This is a genomic window from Cupriavidus sp. YAF13 (genome assembly GCF_052113425.1).
GTDB lineage: Bacteria > Pseudomonadota > Gammaproteobacteria > Burkholderiales > Burkholderiaceae > Cupriavidus.
Genome location: NZ_JBFRDD010000056.1, coordinates 20051 through 43250, shown reverse-complemented (window position 1 = coordinate 43250; position 23200 = coordinate 20051). Strand labels below are relative to the sequence as shown.

Here is a 23200-nt window from a genome sequence, read left to right as displayed (position 1 = left end):
CGCTTCGGTTGTTTCGACGCCCGCCCAGGTGGCGAAATTGGTAGACGCACTAGGTTCAGGTCCTAGCGGTGGCAACACTGTGGAGGTTCGAGTCCTCTCCTGGGCACCAGATCAAACGGAAAACCCGCAGCGCTTTCGAGCCCTGCGGGTTTTTTGTTTTCCGGCGTCTGATCTTGCAACTTGGCACTCCCGATTCGATATTGGCGCGACTGCGCGACTTAACTATTAACTATTAACTATTGACTAAATACCAGTCACAGCAACGACCGCCCCGGGGCGTGGAGTCCGCTCTTGCCTGTTGAGGCAGGGGCATCCACACAGCCTGGCGCTCACACGAACTGCCAGGGCGCGGCCGGAGCAGCAGCCGACTGCTGCGCTGCGGGTGAGTGTATCAGTTTCAGTGGCGCTCCCGGCATTCTTCCGCCATTCACACGCTGGAATGTCGCGTTTTCCGACGTTTTCAGGTGCAAACCACCCTATTGCTGCAGGCGCATGCCACATCAGCATGCCTGCGTGGCCCGCCAGTCGCTTGACAGCGACGGCTATCTGTAACTAAGATAGTTTCACATTGCCTCACCCACCATGACCACCAGCAGCCGATTCGCCGTCGCCGTCCATATCCTCACCTTGCTGGCCAGCGCCGCGGAGCCCTTGCCGTCGTCGCTGATCGCGGGCAGCGTGGGCACGAACCCGGTCCTGATCCGCCGTCTGGTCAGCCAGCTGGCCGAGGCGGGGCTGGTGAGCACGGTGATGGGGAGCAACGGCGGCGCCTCGCTGGCGCGCGCGGCGACATCGATCACGTTGCTCGATGTGTTCCGTGCGGTGGAGTCGGCCACGCTGATCGCGCCGCACCACAGCGTGCCCAATCCGGCATGCATGGTGGGACGGGAAATTACCGGCGCGCTGAAGCACGCCGCGGACCGCGCACAGGCCGCGATGGATGGTGCGCTGGCCGGGATCACGATTGCCGGCATGCTCGCCGATGTGGAGCGCGCGGCCCGGCAACGCAAGCCGTAAAATTTTTATCCCAATATGTAACTAATATAGTTTCACATCGATATTCAACAGCGCAACAAAGGAGTCAACATGAAGATCGCAATCATCGGCGCCACCGGCCGTGTCGGCACTCGCCTCATCGACGAAGCCCTGAGCCGCGGCCACACGGTCACCGCTATCGCACGCCAGGCCGACAAGCTTGCCACGCGGCCGGGCCTCGCCACGATCAATGCAGATGCCGCGGACACCAAGGCCCTGGCGGCCGCCCTCGCTGGCCACGACGTGGCAATCAGCACCGTACGTTTCCTGCAGACCACAGCCGAACAGATCACCTCCGCGGTCAAGGCCGCCGGCGTGCCCCGCCTGCTGGTGGTGGGCGGCGCGGGCAGCCTCTTCGTGGCACCGGGCGCGCAACTGGTCGATACGCCGCAGTTCCCGGAAGCCTATAAGGCGGAGGCCCTGGCGGGACGCGACTTCCTCAACGCCCTGCGCAACGAGACAGCGATCGACTGGACCTTCCTGTCCCCCGCAGCCCTGTTCGAGCCGGGCACGCGCACGGGCAAATTCCGCGTGGGCGAGGAGACGCTGCTCTCCGACGCCAGCGGCAAGAGCTGGATCTCGATGGAAGACTATGCCATCGCCATGATCGACGAAGTGGAAAAACCGGCGCACTCGTGCCAGCGCTACACGGTCGCCTATTAAGCAGGAAACGAGCGGCAACTGCGAGGGCGGCTTGCCGATGCCCTCGCAGTTGCCGCTCGATTGCCCGGATCGCCCGGGATCAGGCCTGCGAGCTGCCGGCGGCGTGCTTGCCGCGCTTGAGCCAGGCCGCCAGGTTGTGCGGACGCAGCGTGTCGTACTCTTCGAACGGCTGATGAATCCAGGGGTTCGTCGGCAGGTAGGTCACGTGGTAGTCCGGCTTGACCTTGGAGCAGGCCTTGTACCACAGCACGGACGAACGCACTTCCGTCACGGCGGGATAGCGCTCCTGCAGATGGCGACCCACGCGCTCCAGCGTGACGCCGGAATCCACCAGGTCATCGACCAGCAGGATCTTGCCGGAGAGGTCGCCCTTGGTCATCGTGATGTACTGCGCAATATCGAGGTCGCCCTGCTGCGTGCCCGCCGCCTCGCGGTAGCTGCTGGTGGCCAGGATGGCGAGAGGCACGTCAAAGATACGGGACATCTGGTCGCCAACGCGCAGGCCACCGCGGGCCAGGCACAGGATCTTGTCGAATTTCCAGCCCGACTCGTGGACGTTCAGCGCCAGACGCGCGATCAGGCTGTGGTAGTCGTCCCACGAGATCCACAGGTTCTCTTCGTCGTTCGATGGCAGGGTCATGATTGTTTTAGCTCTTCGGCTTTAGGCTTGAGGTCTGTCGACCGATAAAGTTTCGGCCCGCTTGCGCGGGCCGATTTGCTCTTGTGCAGCTGCCGTCTTTTTGCCTGCGCGGCCTCGTTCAGCCGCGCGGCGCCCTTACGGGCAAGACAACATCAGGCTACGTACGGGTGACGCAGCAGGATGGTTTCGTCGCGGTCCGGGCCGGTCGAGATCATGTCGATCGGGATGCCGACCACTTCCTCGACGCGCTTCAGGTAGGTGCGCGCCTGTTCCGGCAGCGCATCCCAGGCCTTCACGCCGAACGTGGATTCGTTCCAGCCCGGGAATTCCTCGTACACCGGCACGCAGCGCGCCACGGCATCCGAGCCACGCGGCAGGATGTCGACGGTCTTGCCGTCCAGCTCATAGCCCACGCACAGCTTGAGGGTTTCAAGGCCATCCAGCACGTCGAGCTTGGTCATGCAAAGACCCGACACGCCGTTGATCTGCACCGAACGCTTGAGCGCGGCGGCATCGAGCCAGCCGGTACGGCGCGGTCGCCCGGTCACCGAGCCGAACTCCTTGCCGACGTTGGCCAGGCGCACGCCCACCGGGTCCTGGCGCTTGGGGTTGTCGTTGTCGTACAGCTCGCTGGGGAACGGGCCTGCGCCCACGCGGGTGCAGTACGCCTTGGTGATGCCCAGGATGTAGTTCAGGCGGCCCGGGCCAACGCCAGCACCGGCAGCGGCCGCACCGGCCACGCAGTTGCTGGAGGTAACGAACGGATAGGTGCCATGATCGACGTCGAGCAGCGTGCCTTGCGCGCCTTCGAACATCAGGTTGCCGCCGGCAGCATTGACCGCGTACAGCTCGGCCGACACGTCGGCCACCATCGGGGCCAAGCGCGGCGCGTACGCCAGCATTTCGTCGAGCGTCTGCTGGTAGTCGACCGCTTCCGCGCCCAGGTACTGGGTCAGCATGAAGTTATGCAGGTCGAGGTTCTCGCGCAGCTTTTCGGCGAAGCACTTGGGATCGAACAGGTCCTGCACGCGCAGCGCGCGGCGGGCCACCTTGTCTTCATAGGCCGGGCCAATGCCGCGGCCGGTGGTGCCGATCTTGTCGGCGCCACGGCGCACTTCACGGGCCTTGTCGATGGCCACGTGGTACGGCAGGATCAGCGTGGTCGCTTCGGAAATGCGCAGGCGGTTCTGCACCTGCAGGCCGGCGGATTCCAGTTCCTCGATCTCACGGAACAGCGCCTCCGGCGACAGCACGACGCCGTTGCCGATGTAGCAGATCGTGCCTTCACGCATGATGCCCGAGGGGATCAGGCGCAGGATGGTCTTCTTGCCGCCGATGATGAGCGTATGGCCGGCATTGTGGCCGCCCTGGAACCGCACCACGCCCTTTGCATGATCGGTAAGCCAATCGACGATTTTTCCCTTGCCTTCGTCACCCCATTGGGTGCCGATCACGACGACATTGCGTCCCTGGCTTACTGCAGAAGCGGACATGTTGATTTTGGTCAGTGGGTTAAAAACGTATTTTACTCTCGTTGCAGGTCAACTCCCCGATTTTGGGGAGATCGGCCCGCAACGCGGGGGAATTCCGCGGCTTGGCGCTTGCGCTCAGGCCCCGGCGCTACGTGGAATCACCGTCCAGCCGCCATCCTGGCGTACCAGTTGGCGGTCGCAGTTGAACTCGTCGAGCTGGTGCGTGTGCCCCGGCAGCGACTGGATGACGATCTCGCCAGCGGCGCGCAGCGCGGTAATCGCGGCGCGCAAGGCAGGATCCGCATCCCACGGCGCAAAAATGGCAAAAGCGCGCACTTCCAGCGGCGAAAGCGAGGCTACTTCGCGCAAATCCAGTGAGAAGCCGGTTGCCGGCCGGGCGCGGCCAAAGGCCTCGCCGACCTTGTCGTAGCGGCCACCGCGCGCCACGTAGTTGGGCAAGCCAGCCACATAGGCGGTAAACATCACGCCACTGTGATAGTGGTAGCCACGCAGGTCGGACAGGTCGATATTGACGCTCGCCCCGCTCACTTCCGCGGCCAGCGCAGCCAGTTCGTCCAGCGCACGGCCAATCACCGGGCTCGCCGGCAGGGTCGCGCGGGCGCGCTCGATCACCTCTATGCCGCCGTACAGCGTCGGCAGCGCCAGCAGCGCGTCGCGCTCAGCCTGCGGCATGCCTTCGGTCAGCTCGCGCAGTGCCGACACATCCTTGGTTTCCAAGGCTGCGAACAGCGCGTCCTCGATCTTGCGGCTGGACGGCAGGCCGTCCAGCAACGCTTCCAGGATGCCCGCGTGGCAAAGGTCGAGACGGATCTCGGTCAGGCCGGCAACCTGCAGCGCAGCCAGCATCAGGGCCTGGATTTCCACATCCGCTTCCAGGCCGGCATGGCCGTAGATCTCCGCGCCAACCTGGATCGGCTCGCGGGTTGCGCGAAAGCCGGCCGGGCGAGCGTGCAGCACATTGCCGGCGTAGCACAGCCGGGTCACGCCGGAGCGGTTCAGCAAGTGGGCGTCGATGCGGGCGACCTGCGGCGTGATGTCGGCGCGCAGGCCCATGGTCCGGCCGGAGAGCTGGTCGACCAGCTTGAGCGTGCGCAGGTCGAGGTCGTGCCCGGTACCGGTGAGCAGCGATTCCAGGTATTCCAGCATCGGCGGCATGACCAACTCGTAGCCGTAGGTGCGGAACAAGTCCAGCATGCGGCGGCGCAGTTCTTCGATCTTGCGGGCCTCCGACGGCAGCACGTCGGCGATGTTTTCAGGCAGGAGCCAGTGATTGGACATGGTAAATCTCTTCACTTCACACAGTTGCCGGGGGGCCTTGAGCCACCCGTTGAAATTCGATCCCGCCGCGCGCCGTGCCGTAGGCGCCAGCCGCAAGCGGGGAGCCAGTCACCTGGCATGGCGGATGAGACGGCAGCGACGCCCCTCGGGAGCCTCGCTGGCCACCCCTCCAGCCGGACAAAACCCCGGCAAGCCGGGGTTTTGTCGAAGCGCCTGGCGGACGGAACCGCCTAGCTTAGCGACGGCTCGCCGGAGGCGCTGCCGCCGGCGCCGCTGCGCCGCCCGACGACCGCATATAGCGGAAGAAGTCGGAATTGGGCTCCAGCACCAGCACGTCGCGCTTGTCGCGGAACGTATTGCGGTAGGCCTCCATGCTGCGCCAGAACTGCGCGAACTGGGGATCCCGGCCAAACGATTCGGCGTAGATCTGCGAGGCGCGGGCATCGCCCTCGCCCTTGATCTTCTGCGCATCGCGGTAGGCCTCGGCCAGCACGACTTCACGCTGACGATCGGCATCGGCGCGGATCTTCTCGCCCTCGGCCGCGCCGGTGGAGCGCAGCTCATTGGCCACGCGCTTGCGCTCGGCTTCCATGCGGCGGTACACCGATTCGCTGATCGCGGGCAGCAGGTCGACACGCTTGAGACGCACGTCGATGATCTCGACGCCCACGGACTGCGCATAGTCGGCCATCGCGGAGCGGATATTCTGCATCACCTTCTCGCGCTCGCCGGCCACCAGCTCCGCCACCGTGCGCTTGCCGAATTCCTCGCGGGCGACGGAGTCGATACGCTGGGTCATGCGGTCCTGCGCGCCACGGATGTTGCCATTGAAGGCCACGTAGAACTTGCGCGGATCGGTGATGCGCCACTTGACGAACCAGTCCACCACCATGCTCTTCTTCTCAGCCGTCAGGAAACGCTCCGAAGCGGCCACGTCGATCGTCAGCAGGCGGCGATCCATGAAAATCACGTTCTGCAGCGGCGGCGGCAACTTGAAGTGCAGGCCCGGCTCGTTCACCACCTGCTTGATCTGGCCAAAGGCGAACACCACGGCGTACTGACGCTGGTCCACCACGAACACCATCGAGGAGCCGATCGCCAGCACGATGAAGAGGCCGATTACTACGGAAATCAGTCGGTTCATGTCGGGTCTCCTCAGCGCGAATCGCGGTCACGGTTGCGCAACAGCTCGCGCGACCGGTTATCGCCGCTGGCATCGGGCGCGGGAGACGTGCCGCTGCCCGCGGCAGGGGCCTGCGCGGCACCGGAAGCCGGCGCGCGCGCATCCACCGCCGATTGCGACATCAGCTTGTCCAGCGGCAGGTAGAGGAGATTGTTGCCCTGGCGTGAATCCACCAGCACCTTGGTCGAATTGGTATAGATCTGCTGCATGGTCTCGATATAGATGCGATCACGCGTCACCTGCGGGGCCTTGGCATACTCGGCCTGGACCTGGCGGAAACGCGAGGCATCGCCTTCGGCCTGGGCGGTCACTCGCGCCTTGTAGGCTTCGGCTTCTTCGTTCAGGCGCGCGGCGGTACCCTTGGCGCGCGGAATCACGTCATTGGCGTAGGCCTGGCCTTCGCTGATAGCGCGTTCGCGGTCCTGGCTGGCCTTATTGACATCGTCAAAGGCGGCCTGGACCTGCTCTGGCGGCTGCACGCTCTGGACGTTGACGGAAATCACGCGGATGCCGGTCTTGTACGCGGTCAGGATCGACTGGATCGACTTGGCCAGATTCTGGGCAATCTGTTCACGGTTCTCGTAGAGCACCGCGTCCATCTTGTTGCGCCCGACGATCTCGCGCACCGAGGTTTCTGCAGCCTGGGTCACCAGTTCTTCGTCGCCACCACGGTCGGTCTTGTTGTAGAACAGGAATTCGCTCGCGTCCTGGATGTCGTACTGCACCGTGAAGCGGACGTCGATGATGTTCTCGTCCTGCGTCAGCATCGACGCGTCCTTCAGGTTGCTGTCCTTGATCGAGGTGGAACGGCCCACTTCAACCGAGCGCACGCCCGACAGGTTGACAATTTCGGCGGACTGGATCGGGTACGGCAGGCGCCAGTTGATACCCGGGCCCGTGGTGTACTTGAACTTGCCGAACTGGAGGATAACGGCGGTCTGGCCTTCCTGCACCATGAAGAAACCGCTGGCCAGCCAGATGCCGACCGCTGCGATCACCACCACGCCGGCGCCGATCCCCGAACCCTTGCCCGGCGTACGCGCACCGCCGCCAAAGCCCTGGTTGCCGCCACCACCGTTTTCCTTGCGGCCAAGCAGGCCGTTCAGGCGACGGTTGAAATCGCGCCAGAGCTCGTCGAGGTCGGGCGGGCCATCCTGGGGCGGACGCTGGTTTTGCTGGCGATTGTTGTCGCGGCTATCCTTGTCCTTGTCCTTGTCTTTGTCTTCGTCATCCGGGCCGCCCCTACCCCAACGGGGATCGTTCAAAGACAGGATCGCGCGCAAACGCTGCCAGGCCGTTCGCGACGGTGCATGGCCGCCGTTGCGGCCACCTGCGCGGCTGCCAAAGGCATGGCTCGATTCAGAATTCCGGGGAAACAGGGGCATGAAGTGCACGGGTCCGGGATAGTTGGAACAGGGGGATTCTAACAGTCATCGACGCCACTTTTACCCATTTGGGGCAATCTGGCTGCGATTTCCGTCGAACTGGCTCACTGCGTGTCGGGTTCTTCCGGATCCACCCGGGTGTCATCGCCGTCAAAATCGCTGTCGAGATCGTCATCCGGGTAAGGCTGCGCATCGGCAAGGCGCGGATCCAGCGGGGGACGCTCTGGCGGGCGCTCGGCCAGCCAGCGCGCCACTTCCACCAGCGCCTCGCGCAAGGTATCCAGGCCGATGCCGTCGCGTGCACTGACGAACACGCGGGTCGGCACACCCTCTTCGTTGCGCTCCACGCGGGGGCCCAGTTCGAGCAGTTCCGGCGACGCGTCGATCTTGTTCATCACCACGATCTGCGGGATGTCGTCGGCATTGATTTCGGCCAGCACACGGTTGACCTGCTCGACCTGCTCGTGGCGCACCGGGCTGGAAGCATCGACCACATGCAGCAGCAGGTCCGCGTGCACGGTCTCCTCCAGCGTGGCGCGGAACGCGGCCACCAGCTGGGTCGGCAGGTCGCGGATGAATCCCACGGTATCCGACAGCACCACGTTGCCCACGCCTTCCAGGTACAGCCGGCGCGAAGTGGTATCCAGCGTGGCGAACAGCTGGTCCGCGGCGTAGGCCCTGGCCTTGGTGAGGGCGTTGAACAACGTCGACTTGCCTGCGTTGGTATAGCCGACCAGCGAGATGCTCAGGGTGTCGTTGCGCGCGCGCGCGCGCCGCTGGGTGCTGTGCTGGCGCTGCAGTCGCGTCAGGTCAGCCTTCAGCCGCTTGGCGCGCTCGTCCAGCAGGCGGCGGTCGAGCTCGAGCTGGCGCTCGCCCGGGCCGCCACGCATGCCAATGCCCCCCTTCTGCCGCTCCAGGTGGCTCCAGGCGCGGACCAGCCGCGAGGCCTGGTACTGGACCTGGGCGAGCTCGACCTGCACCTTGCCGACGTGGCTCTGCGCCCGCTGGCCGAAGATGTCCAGGATCAGCCCGGTTCGGTCGATGACATGACGCTGCAGGAAGCGCTCGAGATTGCGTTGCTGGGCAGGACTGAGCGAGTGGTTGAACACCACCACGTCGGCATCGAGTGCATCGGCGGCCTCCTTCAGTTCCTCCGCCTTGCCGGAACCGATGAACAGCGCCGGGTCGGGACGGGACCTGCGTCCGGTCAGCGTGTGCACCGGCGTGGACCCCGCGGTCGACGTCAGCAACGCCAGCTCGCTCAGGCTTTCCTGGAAATCATGCTTGCCGAAATCGACACCAACGAGGATGGCGCGGGAAGACTCGGAATTGGAAGTGGCTCTAGATTGCAAACGGGAGGATCGCGAAACGCGAGAAAGGAAAACGGGTTGGAGGCTACCAGATGGCAGCGGCTGGCGCCGTTAGGCAGGAGCCCTGGCCGGGGGAAGACGCTTGAAGCAGGGACGCTGTCCGTGGCGGAATGCACCAGGGTGAAGCATGTCCGTGTCCGTGGCCACTTTGCAGCCAGGATGGGCTGGCGTCTTTTGGTGTCGCGCCGGAGCATCTGGCCCCTGCGCGACACCGGCAACTGGCGGCCGTGCCGTGGTACGACTGGCCTGCCGGAAAACTGCGGTGCTATCCGCGAATGATCAGCCTTCAGCCGTTTCGTCCACGCGGAAATTCACGGCGCGGGCCGGTACGACGGTGGAAATCGCATGCTTGTAGACCATCTGCGTCACGGTGTTGCGCAACAGGACGACGTACTGGTCGAACGACTCGATATTGCCTTGCAGCTTGATGCCATTGACGAGGTAGATGGAAACCGGTACGTGCTCTTTGCGCAGCGCGTTCAGGAACGGGTCTTGTAGCAATTGCCCTTTGTTGCTCATGGCACACTCCAAATTTATAGATTTAGTGATAGATGATGGGGACGGTAATCCCCGATTCAAGTCAAACGGCGCAAACCGCGCCAAAAAAAGATCAAAACGGTACCAAGCTAGCATCGCCTCGCAGGGAACCCCCTGCTACCGTGAATTTAGCCTCAGTTCCAAACGAACGCAAACGAAACTTGCCCGCCTCGGCTCCCGTCGACTGACTCAATCCTTCGAGTCGGCATATGGGTTTTTGTTCGTTCTAAATTCGATGCGAAGCGGTGTGCCCTTCAGTTTGAAAGCCGAGCGGAAACGGTTTTCGAGATAGCGCCGATAGGTGTCGGCGATGCCGGAAAGCGAATTGCCGTGCACGATGATGATGGGCGGATTCGACCCGCCCTGGTGCGCGTAGCGCAGCTTGGGCCGCGTCGCGCCGACACGCCGCGGCTGCTGGAACTCGACCGCTTCCTGCAGGATCCGAGTGAGCTGCGGCGTGGGCAGCTTGACCATGGCCGCGGCATACGCGTCGTCCACCGAGCGCAGCAGCGCGCTGATGCCCGTGCGCTGCTGCGCCGACACAAAGTGGAAGTTGGCGAAGTCCAGGAACTGCAGCTTGCGCTCCAGATCGTGCTTGATACGGTCGCGGCTATGGCCGTCGAGGCCGTCCCACTTGTTGACGCCAACCACCAGCGCGCGCCCGGATTCCACGATGAAGCCGGCGATGTGCGCATCCTGCTCCGACACGTCCTGCTGCGCGTCGAGCAGCAGCACCACGACGTTCGCATCGGCGATCGATTGCAGCGTCTTGACCACCGAGAACTTCTCGATGGCCTCGAACACCTTGCCGCGCTTGCGCAGGCCCGCCGTGTCGATCAGCGTATAGGGCTTGCCGCCGCGCTCGAACTCCACATAGATGGCATCCCGCGTGGTGCCGGGCATGTCGAACGCGATCACGCGTTCTTCGCCGATCAGGGTGTTGACCAGCGTGGACTTGCCCACGTTCGGCCGGCCCACGATAGCGATCTTGACGCCGCGCTGGGCGCCCTCGTCTTCCTCGGCGAGTTCCGGGCGCTCTTTCACCGCCAGCTCCAGCGCCTCGTCGACCAGCTCGCGCACGCCGTCGCCGTGGGTCGACGAAATGGCATAGGGGTCGCCCATGCCAAGCTCGTAGAACTCCGACACCACGGTGGTGTACTTCATGCCCTCGGCCTTGTTCACGGCCAGCATGACGCGGCGCCCGGTCTTGCGCAGGTAATCGGCGATCACCCGGTCCTGGGGCGCCAGCCCGAGGCGGCCGTCGACGAGGAAGATCACCACGTCGGCCTCGACCACCGCCTGGCGGGTCTGCTTGGCCATCTCGGCAACGATGCCTTCCTTGGCCACCGGCTCGAAGCCGCCGGTGTCGATGGCGATGAACGGACGTTCACCGATGCGGCCTTCGCCATAGTGGCGATCGCGCGTGAGCCCGGGCAGATCGGCGACAAGCGCGTCGCGCGATCGGGTCATGCGGTTGAATAGCGTCGACTTGCCCACATTGGGACGGCCGACCAGAGCGATAACTGGTTTCATGCAATAAACGGAAATGGGGGCCGGCAGATGCCGCCCCCCAGGAACTCCGGAGTGATATGGGTCCGACGGCCGGGCGTCGCGCGCCTGGCCACTTTTCCTGTCGGGTGATCAGGCTTGCATTGCAACCCGACCTCGTTCACCTGCACGGCCAGAAGGGCCGTGCTACCGGATTGGCGCCGCCCGTGCCGACAGGTGCACGGACAGTCGCCATGAATGTCGACCGCCTCAGTCCGGCACGAAGCCGTAGAGGTTGCCGTCGCGTGTCTGTACCACCAGCGACGGGCCCGCCATCACCGGCGCAGCGGTAATCTCGCTGCCATCGGTCTTCAGGCGTGCCACGAACTGGCCGTCCTCGCGCGACAAGAAGTGTACATAGCCTTCGTAATCGCCCGCCACCACCGAACGTCCCACCGCCAGCGGCGTGCCGAGACGGCGATACAGCAGTTGATCGTTCTTCCAACGTTCAGTGCCGTTCTGGCGGTCAAATGCATGGACCACGGAGCGCTCGTCCCCGGCGTACAGCGAAGTGTCATCCTGCGCGGGGCCGGTCGGCGAAGAGAAATCCTTGCCCCACTGCGGCTGGCCATTGGTCAGCTCAAGGCAGGCGATCCGGCCCTGGAAGGTAGTCGCGCAGACCTGGCGGCCATTGACCATGGGCTGGCCCGTCACGTCGTTAAGCCGCTCGATCTCGGACACGCCCTTCGGATAGGAAACCGTGCTCTCCCAGCGCAGCACGCCGTTGCCCGGAGCCAGCACACCCAGCTTGCCGCCGGGGAAGCCCATCACGATGCCGTCGCCGGCAAACACCATGCCCATCGAGGCGCGCAGGTTGAGCGCGGTCTGCGAGCGCTGGTAGATCCAGCGGCGCTCGCCGGTCTGCGCATCCAGGCCAAGCACCCGGGTATCGGTCGTGCGCACGACCACCAGGCCGTTGCCGACCAGCGGCGCCGAGAGAACCTCCCCGTTGACCTGCTTCTTCCAGATCTGCTTGCCGCTGGCGTCAAAGGCAAAGACCGCGCCCTTCTCGCCCGCCACCGCCGTGACGGTGCCGTCGCTGCCGGGACCGGAAGTCAGGTCGATGTCGGTCTTGGCCTCCCACAGGGTGCGTCCCGTGACGCCATCGAGCGCCAGCACCTTGCCGCCGTTGGCAGATGCATAGACGGTGCCGCCGGAGACGGCGGGTTGCAGCGAGTACGGGCCGCTCTTGCCAACGCTGGCCTTCCAGGCCTGGCGCACCGACAGCGTCTGGGTGATCGGCTTGAGTTCGACCGGCGTGCGCTTGTCAGCCTTGCTGAACAGCGAGCAGCCGCCCAGGCTGGCGACGCTGGCCGCACAAGCGGCGGCCACCACCAGGCCGCGGACAGATTTGCCGTGTTGCTGGTTCTGGGCCGTGCCGGAAAACAATGACTTCATGAGGTTCCGATCCTGATTTAAGTTGAGGCGCAAGGGTGCGGGCAAGCGGGGCATGCATGGCATGCGAATCCCGCGGGCCTGTCGGCGAGCCGGGCCAACCGCCGTCAGGCGGTGCCCAGCGCGTCAAGCTTGAACTGAATGATCTGGCGCATGGCTGCATCATTGGCGCTCAGCTTGTCGAGCGCCTTCTGGTAGGCCGAGCGGGCTTCCGGGCGCTTGTCCTGGGCAGCCAGCAGATCGCCCCGGCGGTCCGCATACAGCGCCACGAACGGTGCCGGCGGCTCGTCCTTGAGCAGTGCCAGGCCCTGGTCGTAGGCCTTCTCGTCAAGCAGCACGCCAGCCAGGCGCACGCGCGCGAGGTGAGCATACTCGCCATCGCCGTGGTCGATCGCCCATTGCAACTGGGCCTTCGTACCAGCCAGGTCGCCTGCATCGTACAGCACCTTGGCCGATACCAGCGCGGTCATGGGGCCGTAGGCGGTCTTGCCGAACTTTTCCTCAAGGTCGCCGGCGGCGCGCTTGATCCGCTCGACATCGCGGCTCTCGGCCGCCTTGACCACCTGCTCGTACAGCAGCGCCGCTTCCCCAGCCTGCTTGCGCTGCCAGTAGTTCCAGCCGCTCCAGGCAGCGAAGGCCAGCAAGCCGGCGATCAAGGCCCAGGTCACGGTGTTGCCGTACTGGCGCCACCAGGCCTTGAGGCTCTCAAGCTGTTCCTGTTCTTCTAGATCGTAAGCCATGTCGAGGGATCCACCCGCGTTTGTTTGTATGAAGGACCGCGCTCTTGCGGTCCCTGGTTCCGATGCCGCCGCTGACCTGCAGGCTTACTCGCTGGCGCCAACCATGGCGTCGATGATGTGGTCGACCAGCTTTTCAGCCTCCACCGTCACCTGCGCGCCGCCGCCTTCGGCCTGGGCGCCCTGGCGCAGGCCCTTGACCTGTGCCGTGCCCGCCACCACCTCATCCTCGCCAATGATAACGGCATAGGCCGCACCGCTACCGTCGGCGCGCTTCATCTGCGACTTGAAGCTGCCGCTCTTGCCGTCGGGCGTGGCATGCAGCAGCACGTCGAGGCCGGCATCGCGCAGGCGCTCGGCGATGATCATGGCCTGCTGGCCAGCCGCTTCGCCCTGGTGGACGAGGTACACATCGGCGCCTTCCGCCTGCGGCACGAGCTTTTCCTCGCGCAGCAGTTCAATGATGCGCTCGATGCCCATCGCCCAGCCACAAGCCGGTGCCGCCTTGCCGCCCATCTGCGCGATCAGCGGATCGTAGCGGCCGCCGCCGGCGATGGTGCCCTGCGCACCGAGCTTGTCGGTGATCCACTCGAACACCGTCAGGTTGTAGTAGTCCAGCCCGCGCACCAGGCGCGGATTGATCTTGAACGGGATGTTGTTGGCCTTGAGCAGGCGCTGCACGCCGTCGAAGTGGGCAAGCGACTCCTCGCCCAGGAAATCGATCAGCTTGGGCGCGTTGCTTGCCATTTCCTGCAGCGCGGGATTCTTGGTATCCAGCACCCGCAGCGGGTTGGTGTACAGGCGGCGCTTGCTATCTTCGTCAAGAATGCCCTGGAAGCCTTCCAGGTATTTGATCAGTTCTTCGCGGTGCGCGGCGCGCTCTTCGGCCTGGCCCAGCGAATTGAGTTCGAGGCGCACGCCGACCAGGCCCAGGTCATCCCACAGGCGCTGGCACATCATGATGATCTCGGCATCCACGTCCGGGCCGGCAAAGCCGAGGGCCTCGGCGCCGAGCTGGTGGAACTGGCGATAGCGCCCGCGCTGGGGACGCTCGTGGCGGAACATCGGACCGGTGTACCACAGGCGCTTGGGGCCGTCGTACAGCAGGTTGTGCTCGATGGTGGCCCGCACCGCGGCCGCCGTGCCCTCGGGGCGCAGCGTCAGCTGCTCGCCGTTGAGCGCATCGGTGAAGGAATACATTTCCTTCTCGACGATGTCGGTGACTTCGCCGATGCCGCGCACGAACAGCTGCGTGTGCTCAACGATGGGTGTGCGGACCTGCTGGTAGCCGTAGGCACGCAGCATCGCGCGCGAGGCGTTCTCGAAATGCTCCCACAGCGGTGCGTCGGCGGGCAGCATGTCGTTCATGCCCTTGACGCCCTGCAGTGCTTTCACCGCCTTGCTCTTGCTCTCTGCCTTTCTGTCGGCAGCCTTGGCGCCATCGCTGGCGGCCGCCGGATTCACGGGTTGGTTCATTGTGTCTTGTCTTTCCCTGTAGCGCCTGGCCGCAACGGCTCAGGCTGCCACCTCATTGCCGGCGCTCCCGGCCTTGTTGCCGTAGTGGGTGCGCACATAATCGTCCACGATCGCCTGGAATTCCTCGGCGATGCGATCGCCGCGCAGCGTCTTGACCTTCACGCCGTCGACAAACACCGGCGCCGCCGGCGATTCGCCCGAGCCCGGCAGCGAGATGCCGATATTGGCATGCTTGCTTTCGCCCGGCCCGTTCACGATGCAGCCCATCACCGCCACATCCATTTCTTCCACGCCGGGGTAGGCGGTCTTCCAGGTCGGCATCTGCTCGCGCAGATAGCTCTGGATGCTGGATGCCAGTTCCTGGAAGGTGGTGCTGGTGGTACGGCCACAGCCCGGGCAGGCAATCACCATCGGGGTGAAGTTGCGCAGGCCCATGGTCTGCAGGATCTCCTGCCCCACGTAGACTTCCTTCTCGCGCGCAGCGCCGGGTTCCGGCGTCAGCGAAATGCGGATGGTGTCGCCAATGCCTTCCTGCAGCAGCACCGACAGCGCGGCGGTGGAGGCCACGATCCCTTTGCTGCCCATGCCCGCCTCGGTCAGCCCGAGGTGCAATGCGTAGTCGCAGCGCTTGGTCAGCTCGCGATACACAGCGATCAGTTCCTGCACCTGCGAGACCTTGCACGACAGGATGATCTGATCGCCCGAAAGCCCGATTTCCTCGGCCTTCTTCGCCGACTCGATCGCGGAGGTGATCAACGCCTCGACCATCACGTTCTGCGCCGGCCACGGCTCGGCACGCTGGGCGTTCTCGTCCATGATGCGCGCCAGCAGCGACTGGTCCAGGCTGCCCCAGTTCACGCCGATGCGCACCGGCTTGTCGTAGCGGCAGGCCATCTCGATCATCTGCGCGAATTGCGTATCGCGCTTGGCGCCCTGCCCCACGTTGCCGGGGTTGATGCGGTACTTCGACAACGCCTGGGCGCAGTCGGGGTAATCGCGCAGCAGCGTGTGGCCGTTGTAGTGGAAGTCGCCCACCAGCGGTACGTTCACGCCCATGCGGTCCAGCTGCTCGCGCAGGGCGGGCACCGCAGCCGCGGCTTCCGGCGTGTTCACCGTGATGCGCACGATTTCGGAACCGGCACGCGCCAGCTCCTTGACCTGGATCGCGGTGCCGATGGCGTCCACCGTGTCGGTGTTCGTCATCGACTGCACGCGCACGGGAGCGTCGCCACCGATCGTGACCACGTTGTCGCCCCACACCACGCGCGCCTGGCGCGTTTTGCGGCGGGGCAGCGGGCCGGGCAGCACCGGCATACAAGCCTTTTGGTTCATAGCATTACCACCTTGCAATGCGGCGTTGCGCATGGCTGGAGAAACGATGTTCAGGGCAGCGTCAGGCGCGCCACGTTATTGCGGTTGGCCGCTTTCAGGTCGACCGGCGCGCCGTTGCGCGTCAGCGACTCGACGCCCTTGACGTTGCCGATCACGATTTTGTACGGTGGCGTACCGCCGCCGCTGAGATCCTGGCCCGCGCGCGCAGTCCCGCCGAGCACAACCTTGCCGCTACGGTCGCGGATCTCGTACCAGGTGTCCGATGCGAAACGGATGCGCAGCTCGGCGGCCCCGTCTGCCGCTGCGGGGGCCGGCACTGCCGCTGAAGCAGCGACCGCGGAGACGGCGGCCACGGCGGCCGGAGCTGGTGCTGCCGAAGGTGCGGGTGCCGCCGAAAGCGCTGGCGCCACCGCCGCCGGACCGCTGGCGGGCAGCGACTCGGACGGCGCCGGGGCATCGGACGCGGCCATCACCGGCGGCAGTGCGGCCGTGACGGTACCGGGCTCGCTGCCTTGCACCGTGGCTTCGGCCGCCGAGGGTGCCGTAAGCGTTTCCTTGCGCGCCTCGATCCATTGCTTGAAGTGGTCCAGCCCGAACAGCACCCCGCCACCGATCACGGCGACCACCAGGGCCAGCCAGATCCACCGGCCGCCGGAGCCACCGGAGCCAAAGCGGTTACGGTCGTCGAAGCTTTCGTTCAGGCCACCTTCTCGGCGCATGCCGATTTCCACTACCGGCACAGCCTGCGCGTGGAAACGCGCCAGCAAGGCGTCGATGTCGATCTGGAGCATGCGTGCGTAGGCGCGCATCACACCCTTGGCAAAGGTCACGTCGGGCAGTGCCGCGACGTCGCCCTGCTCGATGGCGGCCAGCTTGTGCGAGGCGACCTTCAGCCGCGCACTGACATCTTCCAGCGAGAAACGCTGAGCCTTGCGCGCTTGCGCCAGGCGTTCGCCGATCTCGCGCGCCACCGCCTCGCGCCCGGCATCCGCAGGGGTACCCCCCGCATGACCCGTCGCTGCAGTCTGGCCTTCGGCGCGCTCGTGCTCACTCATCCCATGCTCCTTGTTCGTATGCGGTCAACTCACGCGAATCGGGGAAACGGCTGCGCAGCTGTGCCACCAGGGCATTCTGCGCCGCTACATCACCCTGACGGCGGGCAATGCGCGCACCCAGCCAGAGGGATTGCGCGCTGACGAAATTGCTGCTGTTGATGCGGCCGATATACTGCTGGGCACGCTGGTAGTCCCCGCGCTGGTAATACAGCAGCGCCAGGTTGTTGTTGGCTACCGGATTGTTGCGATCGTAGCGCAAGGCGCCGAACAAGCTCTTCTCGGCTGCCTCGCTGTTGCCATTGCGCAGCTGGCAGGCGCCAAGGCTTGTCAGTGCCTTGCCAGGCCCGCTTGCCGAAGGCGCGTTGACCGCGCGCTCCAGGTAAGGCACGGCCTCGGCATAGCGCCCGTTCACGCACAGGAACCAGCCGTAGTTGTTCAGCACGTCGCCGTCATCGGCGCGCATGGCCAGCGCGCTACGGAAGCTCTCTTCCGCCAGCACGCGCTCGTTCATGTTCATGTAGACCAACGCGCGGATATGGTACGCGTCGACCAGCGTCGGGTCGATGGCAATGGCCTGCTTGGCCTCGTCCAGCGCGACGGTGTACTGTCCGGCTTCAAGGTAGCTGGTAGCCAACTGGAGACGGATAGTAGCCCGCCGGCTCAGCTCGGTCTGGTCGGATGCGGTCTGCAACTCGGGCTTGGCCGGCGGCGGCAACTGGCACGCGGACAGCAGCACCAGCCCCATCAGGACCGCAACTATCAGACGGGTCATGCAGGCCGGGCCTCTTGCGGCTGGCCGGCCGCGGGCGCCGCCACAATCGGCGTGATCTTGCCGAACTTGCCGCGCTGGGCCAGGCGGGTACGGTCCTTGACCTCGCCCGCGAGCTGGCCGCAAGCGGCATCGATATCGTCGCCGCGCGTCTTGCGGATGGTGGTGACGATGCCGGCGTCCATCAGGACCTGGGCGAAGCGGCGGATCTGCTCGTTGTTTGAGCGCTTGAGGCCCGACTCCGGGAAGGGGTTGAACGGAATCAGGTTGAACTTGCAGGGCACATCGGCCACAAGCTTCAGCAGTTCCCGGGCATGCTCGACGCCGTCATTGACGCCATCCAGCATGCAGTATTCGAAAGTGATGAAATCGCGCGGGGCGAATTCCAGGTAACGGCGGCAAGCCGCCATCAGCTCGGCGAGCGGGTACTTCTTGTTGAGCGGCACCAGCATGTCGCGCAACGGATCGTTGGACGCGTGCAGCGATACCGCCAGCGCCACGGGCAAATCCTTGGCCAGCCGGTCCATCATCGGCACCACGCCGGAGGTGGACAGCGTCACGCGCCGGCGCGACAGCCCGTAGGCATGGTCGTCCAGCATCAGGCGCATGGCCGGCACAACCTGGTCATAGTTGAGCAGCGGCTCGCCCATGCCCATCATCACCACGTTGGAGATGACGCGGTCGTCCTTGGCGCCACGGCCCAGTTGGGCACGCATGGCAAACTCGGCCATCCACAACTGGCCGATGATCTCGCCAGTGGACAGGTTGCGCGAGAAGCCTTGCTTGCCGGTCGAGCAGAACCGGCAATTGACGGCGCACCCCGCCTGCGAAGACACGCACAGCGTGCCGCGCGTCTCCTCAGGGATGTACACCGTCTCCACCGCATCGCCGGCGCCAACGTCCAGCAGCCACTTGCGCGTGCCGTCGGCCGACAGGTTGTCGGTGATGACGGCAGGCGAGCGGATCTCGGCGCGCGTGGCGAGCTTTTCGCGCAGCGACTTGGCGAGATCCGACATGGCATCGAAACGGCTGGCGCCGAACTGGTGAATCCAGCGCTGCAACTGCCGCGCACGAAACGGCTTCTCGCCGAGCTCTCCGCAATAGGCGGTAAGCGCGTCCGCATCCAGATCGAGCAGGTTGACGAGAGTGTTCATGACGGCAGTATCAACTTCTATGGCAGTCTAGTCTTGTGGAATAGACCAGACAATCAGCGGCTGTAAACGTTCATGCCGGGGAAGAAGAAAGCGATTTCGACGGCAGCGGTTTCTGCTGCGTCCGAGCCGTGAACGGCATTGGCGTCGATGCTGTCAGCGAAATCGGCGCGAATCGTGCCGGCTTCTGCCTTTTTCGGGTCGGTTGCGCCCATCAGGTCGCGATGCTTGGCGATGGCGTTCTCGCCTTCCAGGGCCTGGATGATGACCGGGCCGGAAACCATGAAGTCCACCAGGTCCTTGAAGAACGGGCGGGCAGCGTGCACTGCGTAGAATTGCTCGGCTTCACCGCGCGACAGGTGAACCATCTTGGCAGCCACGATCTTCAGGCCTGCGGCCTCGAAACGAGCGTAAATCTGGCCGATGACATTCTTTGCCACGGCATCCGGCTTGATAATCGACAGGGTGCGTTCGATCGCCATAAAAACTCCAAAAAATGAAGGGGTTACAAGTCAAGTAAACGTGCAATTCTAGCACGAGACGGTTATGGTTTCGAGATGCCCCATGGCCGCAGGTTCCCGGGAGCCAACCAAGGCACGGCACACACCATAAAGTCACTTAAAAATCACTTTAAATGACGTGCCACGCGCAGGGAACGCGGGAGGCCGGTTGCGATCAAATCACCACTGGCAGCGCGGATTTTGCGAAAATGTGGCTGATACGTTCCCTCAACCCTTGCAATTCCGTTACTGCGATGCCACATTGGCGTTGTGCCCGCCTGGGTTACCCCGGCGCCTCACCGTTTCGAGACAGGAGTCACCATGGATAACAAGCTGAACACATACAGTTTCGGCAGCGGCACCGCGACGAGCGACGTCGTGGTGCGCAATCGGGTCATGCGCAACACCTACTGGTTGCTTGCCATTTCGATGATTCCCACCGTCATCGGTGCGTGGATCGGCGTCACCACGGGCTTCAGCCTGATGAAAGGCAGCCCCGGCCTGTCGATGATCCTGTTCCTGGGCATCGCGTTCGGCTTCTTCTATGCCATCGAGAAGACCAAGAACAGCAGCATGGGCGTGGTCCTGCTGCTGGCCTTCACCTTCTTCATGGGGCTGATGCTGTCGCGCCTGATCGGGTCGGTGCTGCAGTTCTCCAATGGCCCTGCACTGATCATGTATGCCTTTGGCGGCACAGCGGCGGTGTTTGGCGCCATGGCTACCATCGCTACCGTCAGCAAGCGCGATTTCTCCGGGCTGAGCAAATTCCTGTTCGTCGGCGTGATCCTGCTGATCCTGGCCAGCGTCGCCAACATCTGGCTGCAACTGCCGTCGCTGATGATCACGGTTTCGGTGATCGCCATCGGCATCTTCTCCGCCTACATCCTCTTTGACGTGCAGCGCGTGCTGAACGGTGGCGAGACCAACTACATCACGGCAACGCTGGCGATCTACCTGGACGTGTACAACGTCTTCGCCAACCTGCTGGCGCTGCTGGGCATTTTCGGCGGCAACCGCGACTAAGGCGGGCGCCGCCGCCGCCCTGCCCCAGACCAAAAGGCCAGCGCACCCGCGCTGGCCTTTTTTCTTAGCCGCGGCCGCAAGGCCGCGCCCGCCTTCCTCAGTCGCTCAGCCGCGGTCGAACACCGCAATCGATTCCACATGCGAGGTGTGCGGGAACATGTTGACCACGCCAGCACCGGAAAGCCGGTAGCCGGCCTCGTGCACCAGCAAGCCGGCATCGCGCGCCAGCGTGGCCGGGTTGCACGAGACGTAGACGATGCGCTTGGGCAGCACGTCGCTGCCAGCCTGAGCCAGTTCACCCAGCGCCTTGCTGACCGCCAGCGCACCTTCGCGCGGCGGGTCGATCAGCCAGCGGTCGAAACGGCCCAGCGCGGCGATGTCTTCCGCACCCACCTCGAAGAGGTTCCTGCAGGCGAATTCGGTTTTGTGGTCCAACCCGTTGATGACCGCATTGGCCAGTGCCCGGGTGGTCAGGACCTCGCTGCCTTCGATGCCCATCACCGAGCGGCCGCGCGTGGCCAGCGGCAGCGTGAAATTGCCAATGCCGCAGAACAGGTCGAGCAGCCGGTCATCCGGTTGGGCGTCCAGCAAGCGCAGCGCCCGGCCGATCAGCGCGCGGTTGATCTGGTGGTTGACCTGGGTAAAGTCGGTCGGCTTGAACGGCATGCGGATATTGAATTCCGGCAGCGTGTAGGCCAGTTCGCGGTCCAGCGGGTAGAACGGCACCACCGTGTCCGGGCCCTTGGGCTGAAGCCAGAACTGCACGCCATGCTGGTCGGCGAAGGCGCGCAGCAACGCCTCGTCGGCCTCGGTCAGCGGCATCAGGATGCGCAGCACCAGCACTGTCACGTCCTGCCCCACCGCCAGTTCCACCTGTGGCAGGCGGTCGCGGATCGACAAACCCGTGATCAGCTCCCGCAGCGGCACCAGCAGGGCCGATACGTGCGGCGGCAGAACCTTGCAGCTCGCCATATCAGCCACATAGCTGCTCTTGCGCTCATGGAAGCCGACCAGCGCGACGCCTTTCTTTGCCACGTAGCGCACTGTCAGGCGCGCCCGGTAGCGGTAGCCCCAGTCCGGGCCAGCGATCGGGCGGAACACCACGTCCGGGCGCAGCTTCGACAAGTGCCAGAGATCGTCTTCCAGCACGCGTTGCTTGATGGCCACCTGCGCGCGTGCGTCCAGGTGCTGCATCGAACAACCGCCGCAAACGCCAAAATACTCGCAGCCCGGCTTCACGCGCATCGATGAGGCCTTCTTGATCATGCCCAGGTTGGCCTGCTCGAAGCTGGCCTTGCGCTTGAAGCTGCTGTAGCTGACGGTCTCGCCCGGCAGCGCGCCCTCGACAAAAATCACCTTGCCCGGGCTGCCATCCTCATTGACCAGCCGGCCAACGCCGCGCGCCTCCATGTCGAGGCTGTGGATCTGCACGACGGGCAGCTGCACGGGCACAGGCTTGACCGGTGCGGGCACGGCCGGGGAGGCGAAAGCGCCACCTTCTGGCGCAGAATGGGCTTGCGTAAGAGTCACGGCTTGAGACACCTGGGGAACCTGACGTATTGTTTTGTGAAAGCGCGATTGTAGTCCAGACGCACAGCCGGGCGGCCCTGCGGCAAGCCCGGTGGCATGAAGACCGGGACAAGCGCGCGAGATAGGCGCAACATGGGTGCAGCACGCGCGAGGCACTCCCGGCACAGAACACCGGCACCGCGCGCCGCGGCAACCGAGCAGGGGGCGACATGGAACTGATTTCCTGGAATATCCAGTGGGGTCGTGGCGCCGACGGGCGCGTCGACCTGGCCCGCACCGTCAGGACGCTGCACGCGATCGCCGACGCCGATGTACTCTGCCTGCAGGAGGTGACGCGCGGCTATTCCGACCTCGCAGGCGCGCCTGGGCCCGACCAGGTAGCCGAACTGGCGGCGCTGCTGCCCGGCTACCGGATCCTCTACGCGCCTGCGGTGGACCGTTTCACAGTGGACGGCGCGCCACGCCAGTTCGGCAACCTCATCGCCACCCGCCTGCCCTTGCTCGAAGTGTTTCGCCATGCCCTGCCCTGGCCCACCGATCCAACCGTCCCGTCGATGCCGCGTGTGGCGCTGGAAGCAACGGTAATGACGGGAGAACGTCGCCTGCGTGTGATCTGCACCCACCTGGAGTATTACTCGACACATCAGCGCGCGGCCCAGACCGACGCGCTGCGCGCCTGGCACCGCGAGGCCTGCGAGCACGCCAGCCAACCCGGCCTGCGCGAGACGGGCTCCGGCCCGTTCACACCCGAAGCACGGCCCGCTTCCGCCGTGCTGTGCGGCGATTTCAACGGCGCGCCGGACGATATCGCTTACCTGCGCATGTTGGCGCCATACGACGGTTGCCACGAAACCGGCATCATCGGCTGGCACGACGCCTGGACGCATACCCACCCCGGCAAGCCCCATGCGCCAACTTGCGCCTTGTATGACAGGGAGCAATGGCCGCAGGCGCCGTTTGCCTGTGACTTCGCATTCCTGACAGAGGACCTGCTGTCGCGCGTGCTGTGCTGCGAGGTGGATGGCGAAACGCGGGCATCCGACCACCAGCCGATCTACTTGTCGCTGGCGGACGAATAAGGGTCTGTCACGGAGGGGCGC

21 protein-coding genes and 1 tRNA gene are annotated in these 23200 nt (G+C 64.8%); 5 read left to right on the top strand and 17 right to left on the bottom strand.

Annotation, left to right across the window (positions count from 1 at the left end):
• Window positions 1–22 precede the first annotated feature (22 nt).
• From AB4061_RS32775 to AB4061_RS32765, 3 genes are all read left to right on the top strand, one after another.
• Window positions 23–109, top strand: a tRNA-Leu gene (locus AB4061_RS32775).
• 473 nt (window positions 110–582) lie between these two features.
• Window positions 583–1017, top strand: coding sequence for an Rrf2 family transcriptional regulator (locus AB4061_RS32770; protein ID WP_006157768.1), 435 nt, complete (start codon window positions 583–585; stop codon window positions 1015–1017).
• A 69-nt stretch (window positions 1018–1086) separates the two neighbouring features.
• Window positions 1087–1698: an NAD(P)-dependent oxidoreductase gene (locus AB4061_RS32765; protein WP_441640356.1), complete on the top strand. Its 612-nt coding sequence runs from the start codon at window positions 1087–1089 to the stop codon at window positions 1696–1698.
• A gap of 79 nt (window positions 1699–1777) precedes the next feature.
• On the opposite strand, the gene AB4061_RS32760 is transcribed toward AB4061_RS32765, so the two are convergent.
• From AB4061_RS32760 to ndk, 16 genes are all read right to left on the bottom strand, one after another.
• Window positions 1778–2338 (bottom strand): phosphoribosyltransferase, encoded by a 561-nt coding sequence (locus tag AB4061_RS32760; RefSeq protein WP_441640355.1) that lies wholly within the window; start codon window positions 2336–2338, stop codon window positions 1778–1780.
• A 152-nt stretch (window positions 2339–2490) separates the two neighbouring features.
• On the bottom strand, window positions 2491–3831 hold the full coding sequence (locus AB4061_RS32755; protein ID WP_441640354.1) for an adenylosuccinate synthase: 1341 nt from the start codon (window positions 3829–3831) through the stop codon (window positions 2491–2493).
• Window positions 3832–3945: 114 nt separating this feature from the next.
• Window positions 3946–5109 (bottom strand): ATP phosphoribosyltransferase regulatory subunit, encoded by a 1164-nt coding sequence (locus AB4061_RS32750; protein WP_441640353.1) that lies wholly within the window; start codon window positions 5107–5109, stop codon window positions 3946–3948.
• A gap of 235 nt (window positions 5110–5344) precedes the next feature.
• Window positions 5345–6253, bottom strand: a complete 909-nt coding sequence (gene hflC, locus AB4061_RS32745) for a protease modulator HflC (RefSeq protein ID WP_441640352.1) — start codon at window positions 6251–6253, stop codon at window positions 5345–5347.
• 11 nt (window positions 6254–6264) lie between these two features.
• Entirely contained in the window at window positions 6265–7677 is a 1413-nt protein-coding gene (hflK, locus tag AB4061_RS32740; RefSeq protein ID WP_441640351.1) for an FtsH protease activity modulator HflK, read from the bottom strand.
• Window positions 7678–7781: 104 nt separating this feature from the next.
• Entirely contained in the window at window positions 7782–9029 is a 1248-nt protein-coding gene (hflX, locus tag AB4061_RS32735; RefSeq protein ID WP_441640350.1) for a GTPase HflX, read from the bottom strand.
• Window positions 9030–9326: 297 nt separating this feature from the next.
• Window positions 9327–9566 carry an RNA chaperone Hfq gene (gene hfq / locus AB4061_RS32730; RefSeq protein ID WP_006157757.1) on the bottom strand — a complete coding sequence of 80 codons (240 nt, stop codon included), beginning with the start codon at window positions 9564–9566 and terminating at the stop codon, window positions 9327–9329.
• Window positions 9567–9773: 207 nt separating this feature from the next.
• Window positions 9774–11117: a ribosome biogenesis GTPase Der gene (gene der / locus AB4061_RS32725; RefSeq protein WP_043347450.1), complete on the bottom strand. Its 1344-nt coding sequence runs from the start codon at window positions 11115–11117 to the stop codon at window positions 9774–9776.
• A gap of 225 nt (window positions 11118–11342) precedes the next feature.
• Window positions 11343–12530, bottom strand: coding sequence for an outer membrane protein assembly factor BamB (bamB, locus tag AB4061_RS32720; RefSeq protein WP_441640349.1), 1188 nt, complete (start codon window positions 12528–12530; stop codon window positions 11343–11345).
• A gap of 104 nt (window positions 12531–12634) precedes the next feature.
• Entirely contained in the window at window positions 12635–13267 is a 633-nt protein-coding gene (locus AB4061_RS32715; RefSeq protein ID WP_441640348.1) for a YfgM family protein, read from the bottom strand.
• A gap of 84 nt (window positions 13268–13351) precedes the next feature.
• Window positions 13352–14632, bottom strand: a complete 1281-nt coding sequence (gene hisS, locus AB4061_RS32710; RefSeq protein ID WP_441640364.1) for a histidine--tRNA ligase — start codon at window positions 14630–14632, stop codon at window positions 13352–13354.
• A gap of 147 nt (window positions 14633–14779) precedes the next feature.
• A complete protein-coding gene (gene ispG, locus AB4061_RS32705; RefSeq protein ID WP_441640347.1) occupies window positions 14780–16072 on the bottom strand; it encodes a flavodoxin-dependent (E)-4-hydroxy-3-methylbut-2-enyl-diphosphate synthase in 1293 nt (430 codons plus the stop codon).
• A gap of 50 nt (window positions 16073–16122) precedes the next feature.
• Entirely contained in the window at window positions 16123–17127 is a 1005-nt protein-coding gene (locus AB4061_RS32700) for a helix-turn-helix domain-containing protein (protein ID WP_441640346.1), read from the bottom strand.
• The gene (gene pilW, locus AB4061_RS32695; protein ID WP_441640345.1) at window positions 17120–17899 is read right to left on the bottom strand and encodes a type IV pilus biogenesis/stability protein PilW; all 780 of its coding nucleotides are present in this window, start codon (window positions 17897–17899) and stop codon (window positions 17120–17122) included. Before pilW ends, AB4061_RS32700 begins: the two co-directional genes overlap by 8 nt.
• Complete coding sequence (gene rlmN / locus AB4061_RS32690; RefSeq protein ID WP_006157748.1) at window positions 17896–19050, bottom strand: 23S rRNA (adenine(2503)-C(2))-methyltransferase RlmN; 1155 nt, start codon at window positions 19048–19050, stop codon at window positions 17896–17898. The genes pilW and rlmN overlap by 4 nt, the downstream gene beginning before the upstream one ends.
• A 53-nt stretch (window positions 19051–19103) precedes the next feature.
• The gene (gene ndk, locus AB4061_RS32685; RefSeq protein WP_006157747.1) at window positions 19104–19529 is read right to left on the bottom strand and encodes a nucleoside-diphosphate kinase; all 426 of its coding nucleotides are present in this window, start codon (window positions 19527–19529) and stop codon (window positions 19104–19106) included.
• Window positions 19530–19868: 339 nt separating this feature from the next.
• Between ndk and AB4061_RS32680 the strand changes: the two genes are divergently transcribed.
• The gene (locus AB4061_RS32680) at window positions 19869–20570 is read left to right on the top strand and encodes a Bax inhibitor-1/YccA family protein (RefSeq protein WP_006157746.1); all 702 of its coding nucleotides are present in this window, start codon (window positions 19869–19871) and stop codon (window positions 20568–20570) included.
• Window positions 20571–20675: 105 nt separating this feature from the next.
• Here the strand turns inward: AB4061_RS32680 and rlmD are convergent, their stop codons facing one another.
• A complete protein-coding gene (gene rlmD, locus AB4061_RS32675) occupies window positions 20676–22043 on the bottom strand; it encodes a 23S rRNA (uracil(1939)-C(5))-methyltransferase RlmD (protein WP_441640363.1) in 1368 nt (455 codons plus the stop codon).
• A 266-nt stretch (window positions 22044–22309) separates the two neighbouring features.
• On the opposite strand from rlmD, the gene AB4061_RS32670 reads away from it, so the two are divergent.
• Complete coding sequence (locus AB4061_RS32670) at window positions 22310–23179, top strand: endonuclease/exonuclease/phosphatase family protein (protein ID WP_441640344.1); 870 nt, start codon at window positions 22310–22312, stop codon at window positions 23177–23179.
• Window positions 23180–23200 lie beyond the last annotated feature (21 nt).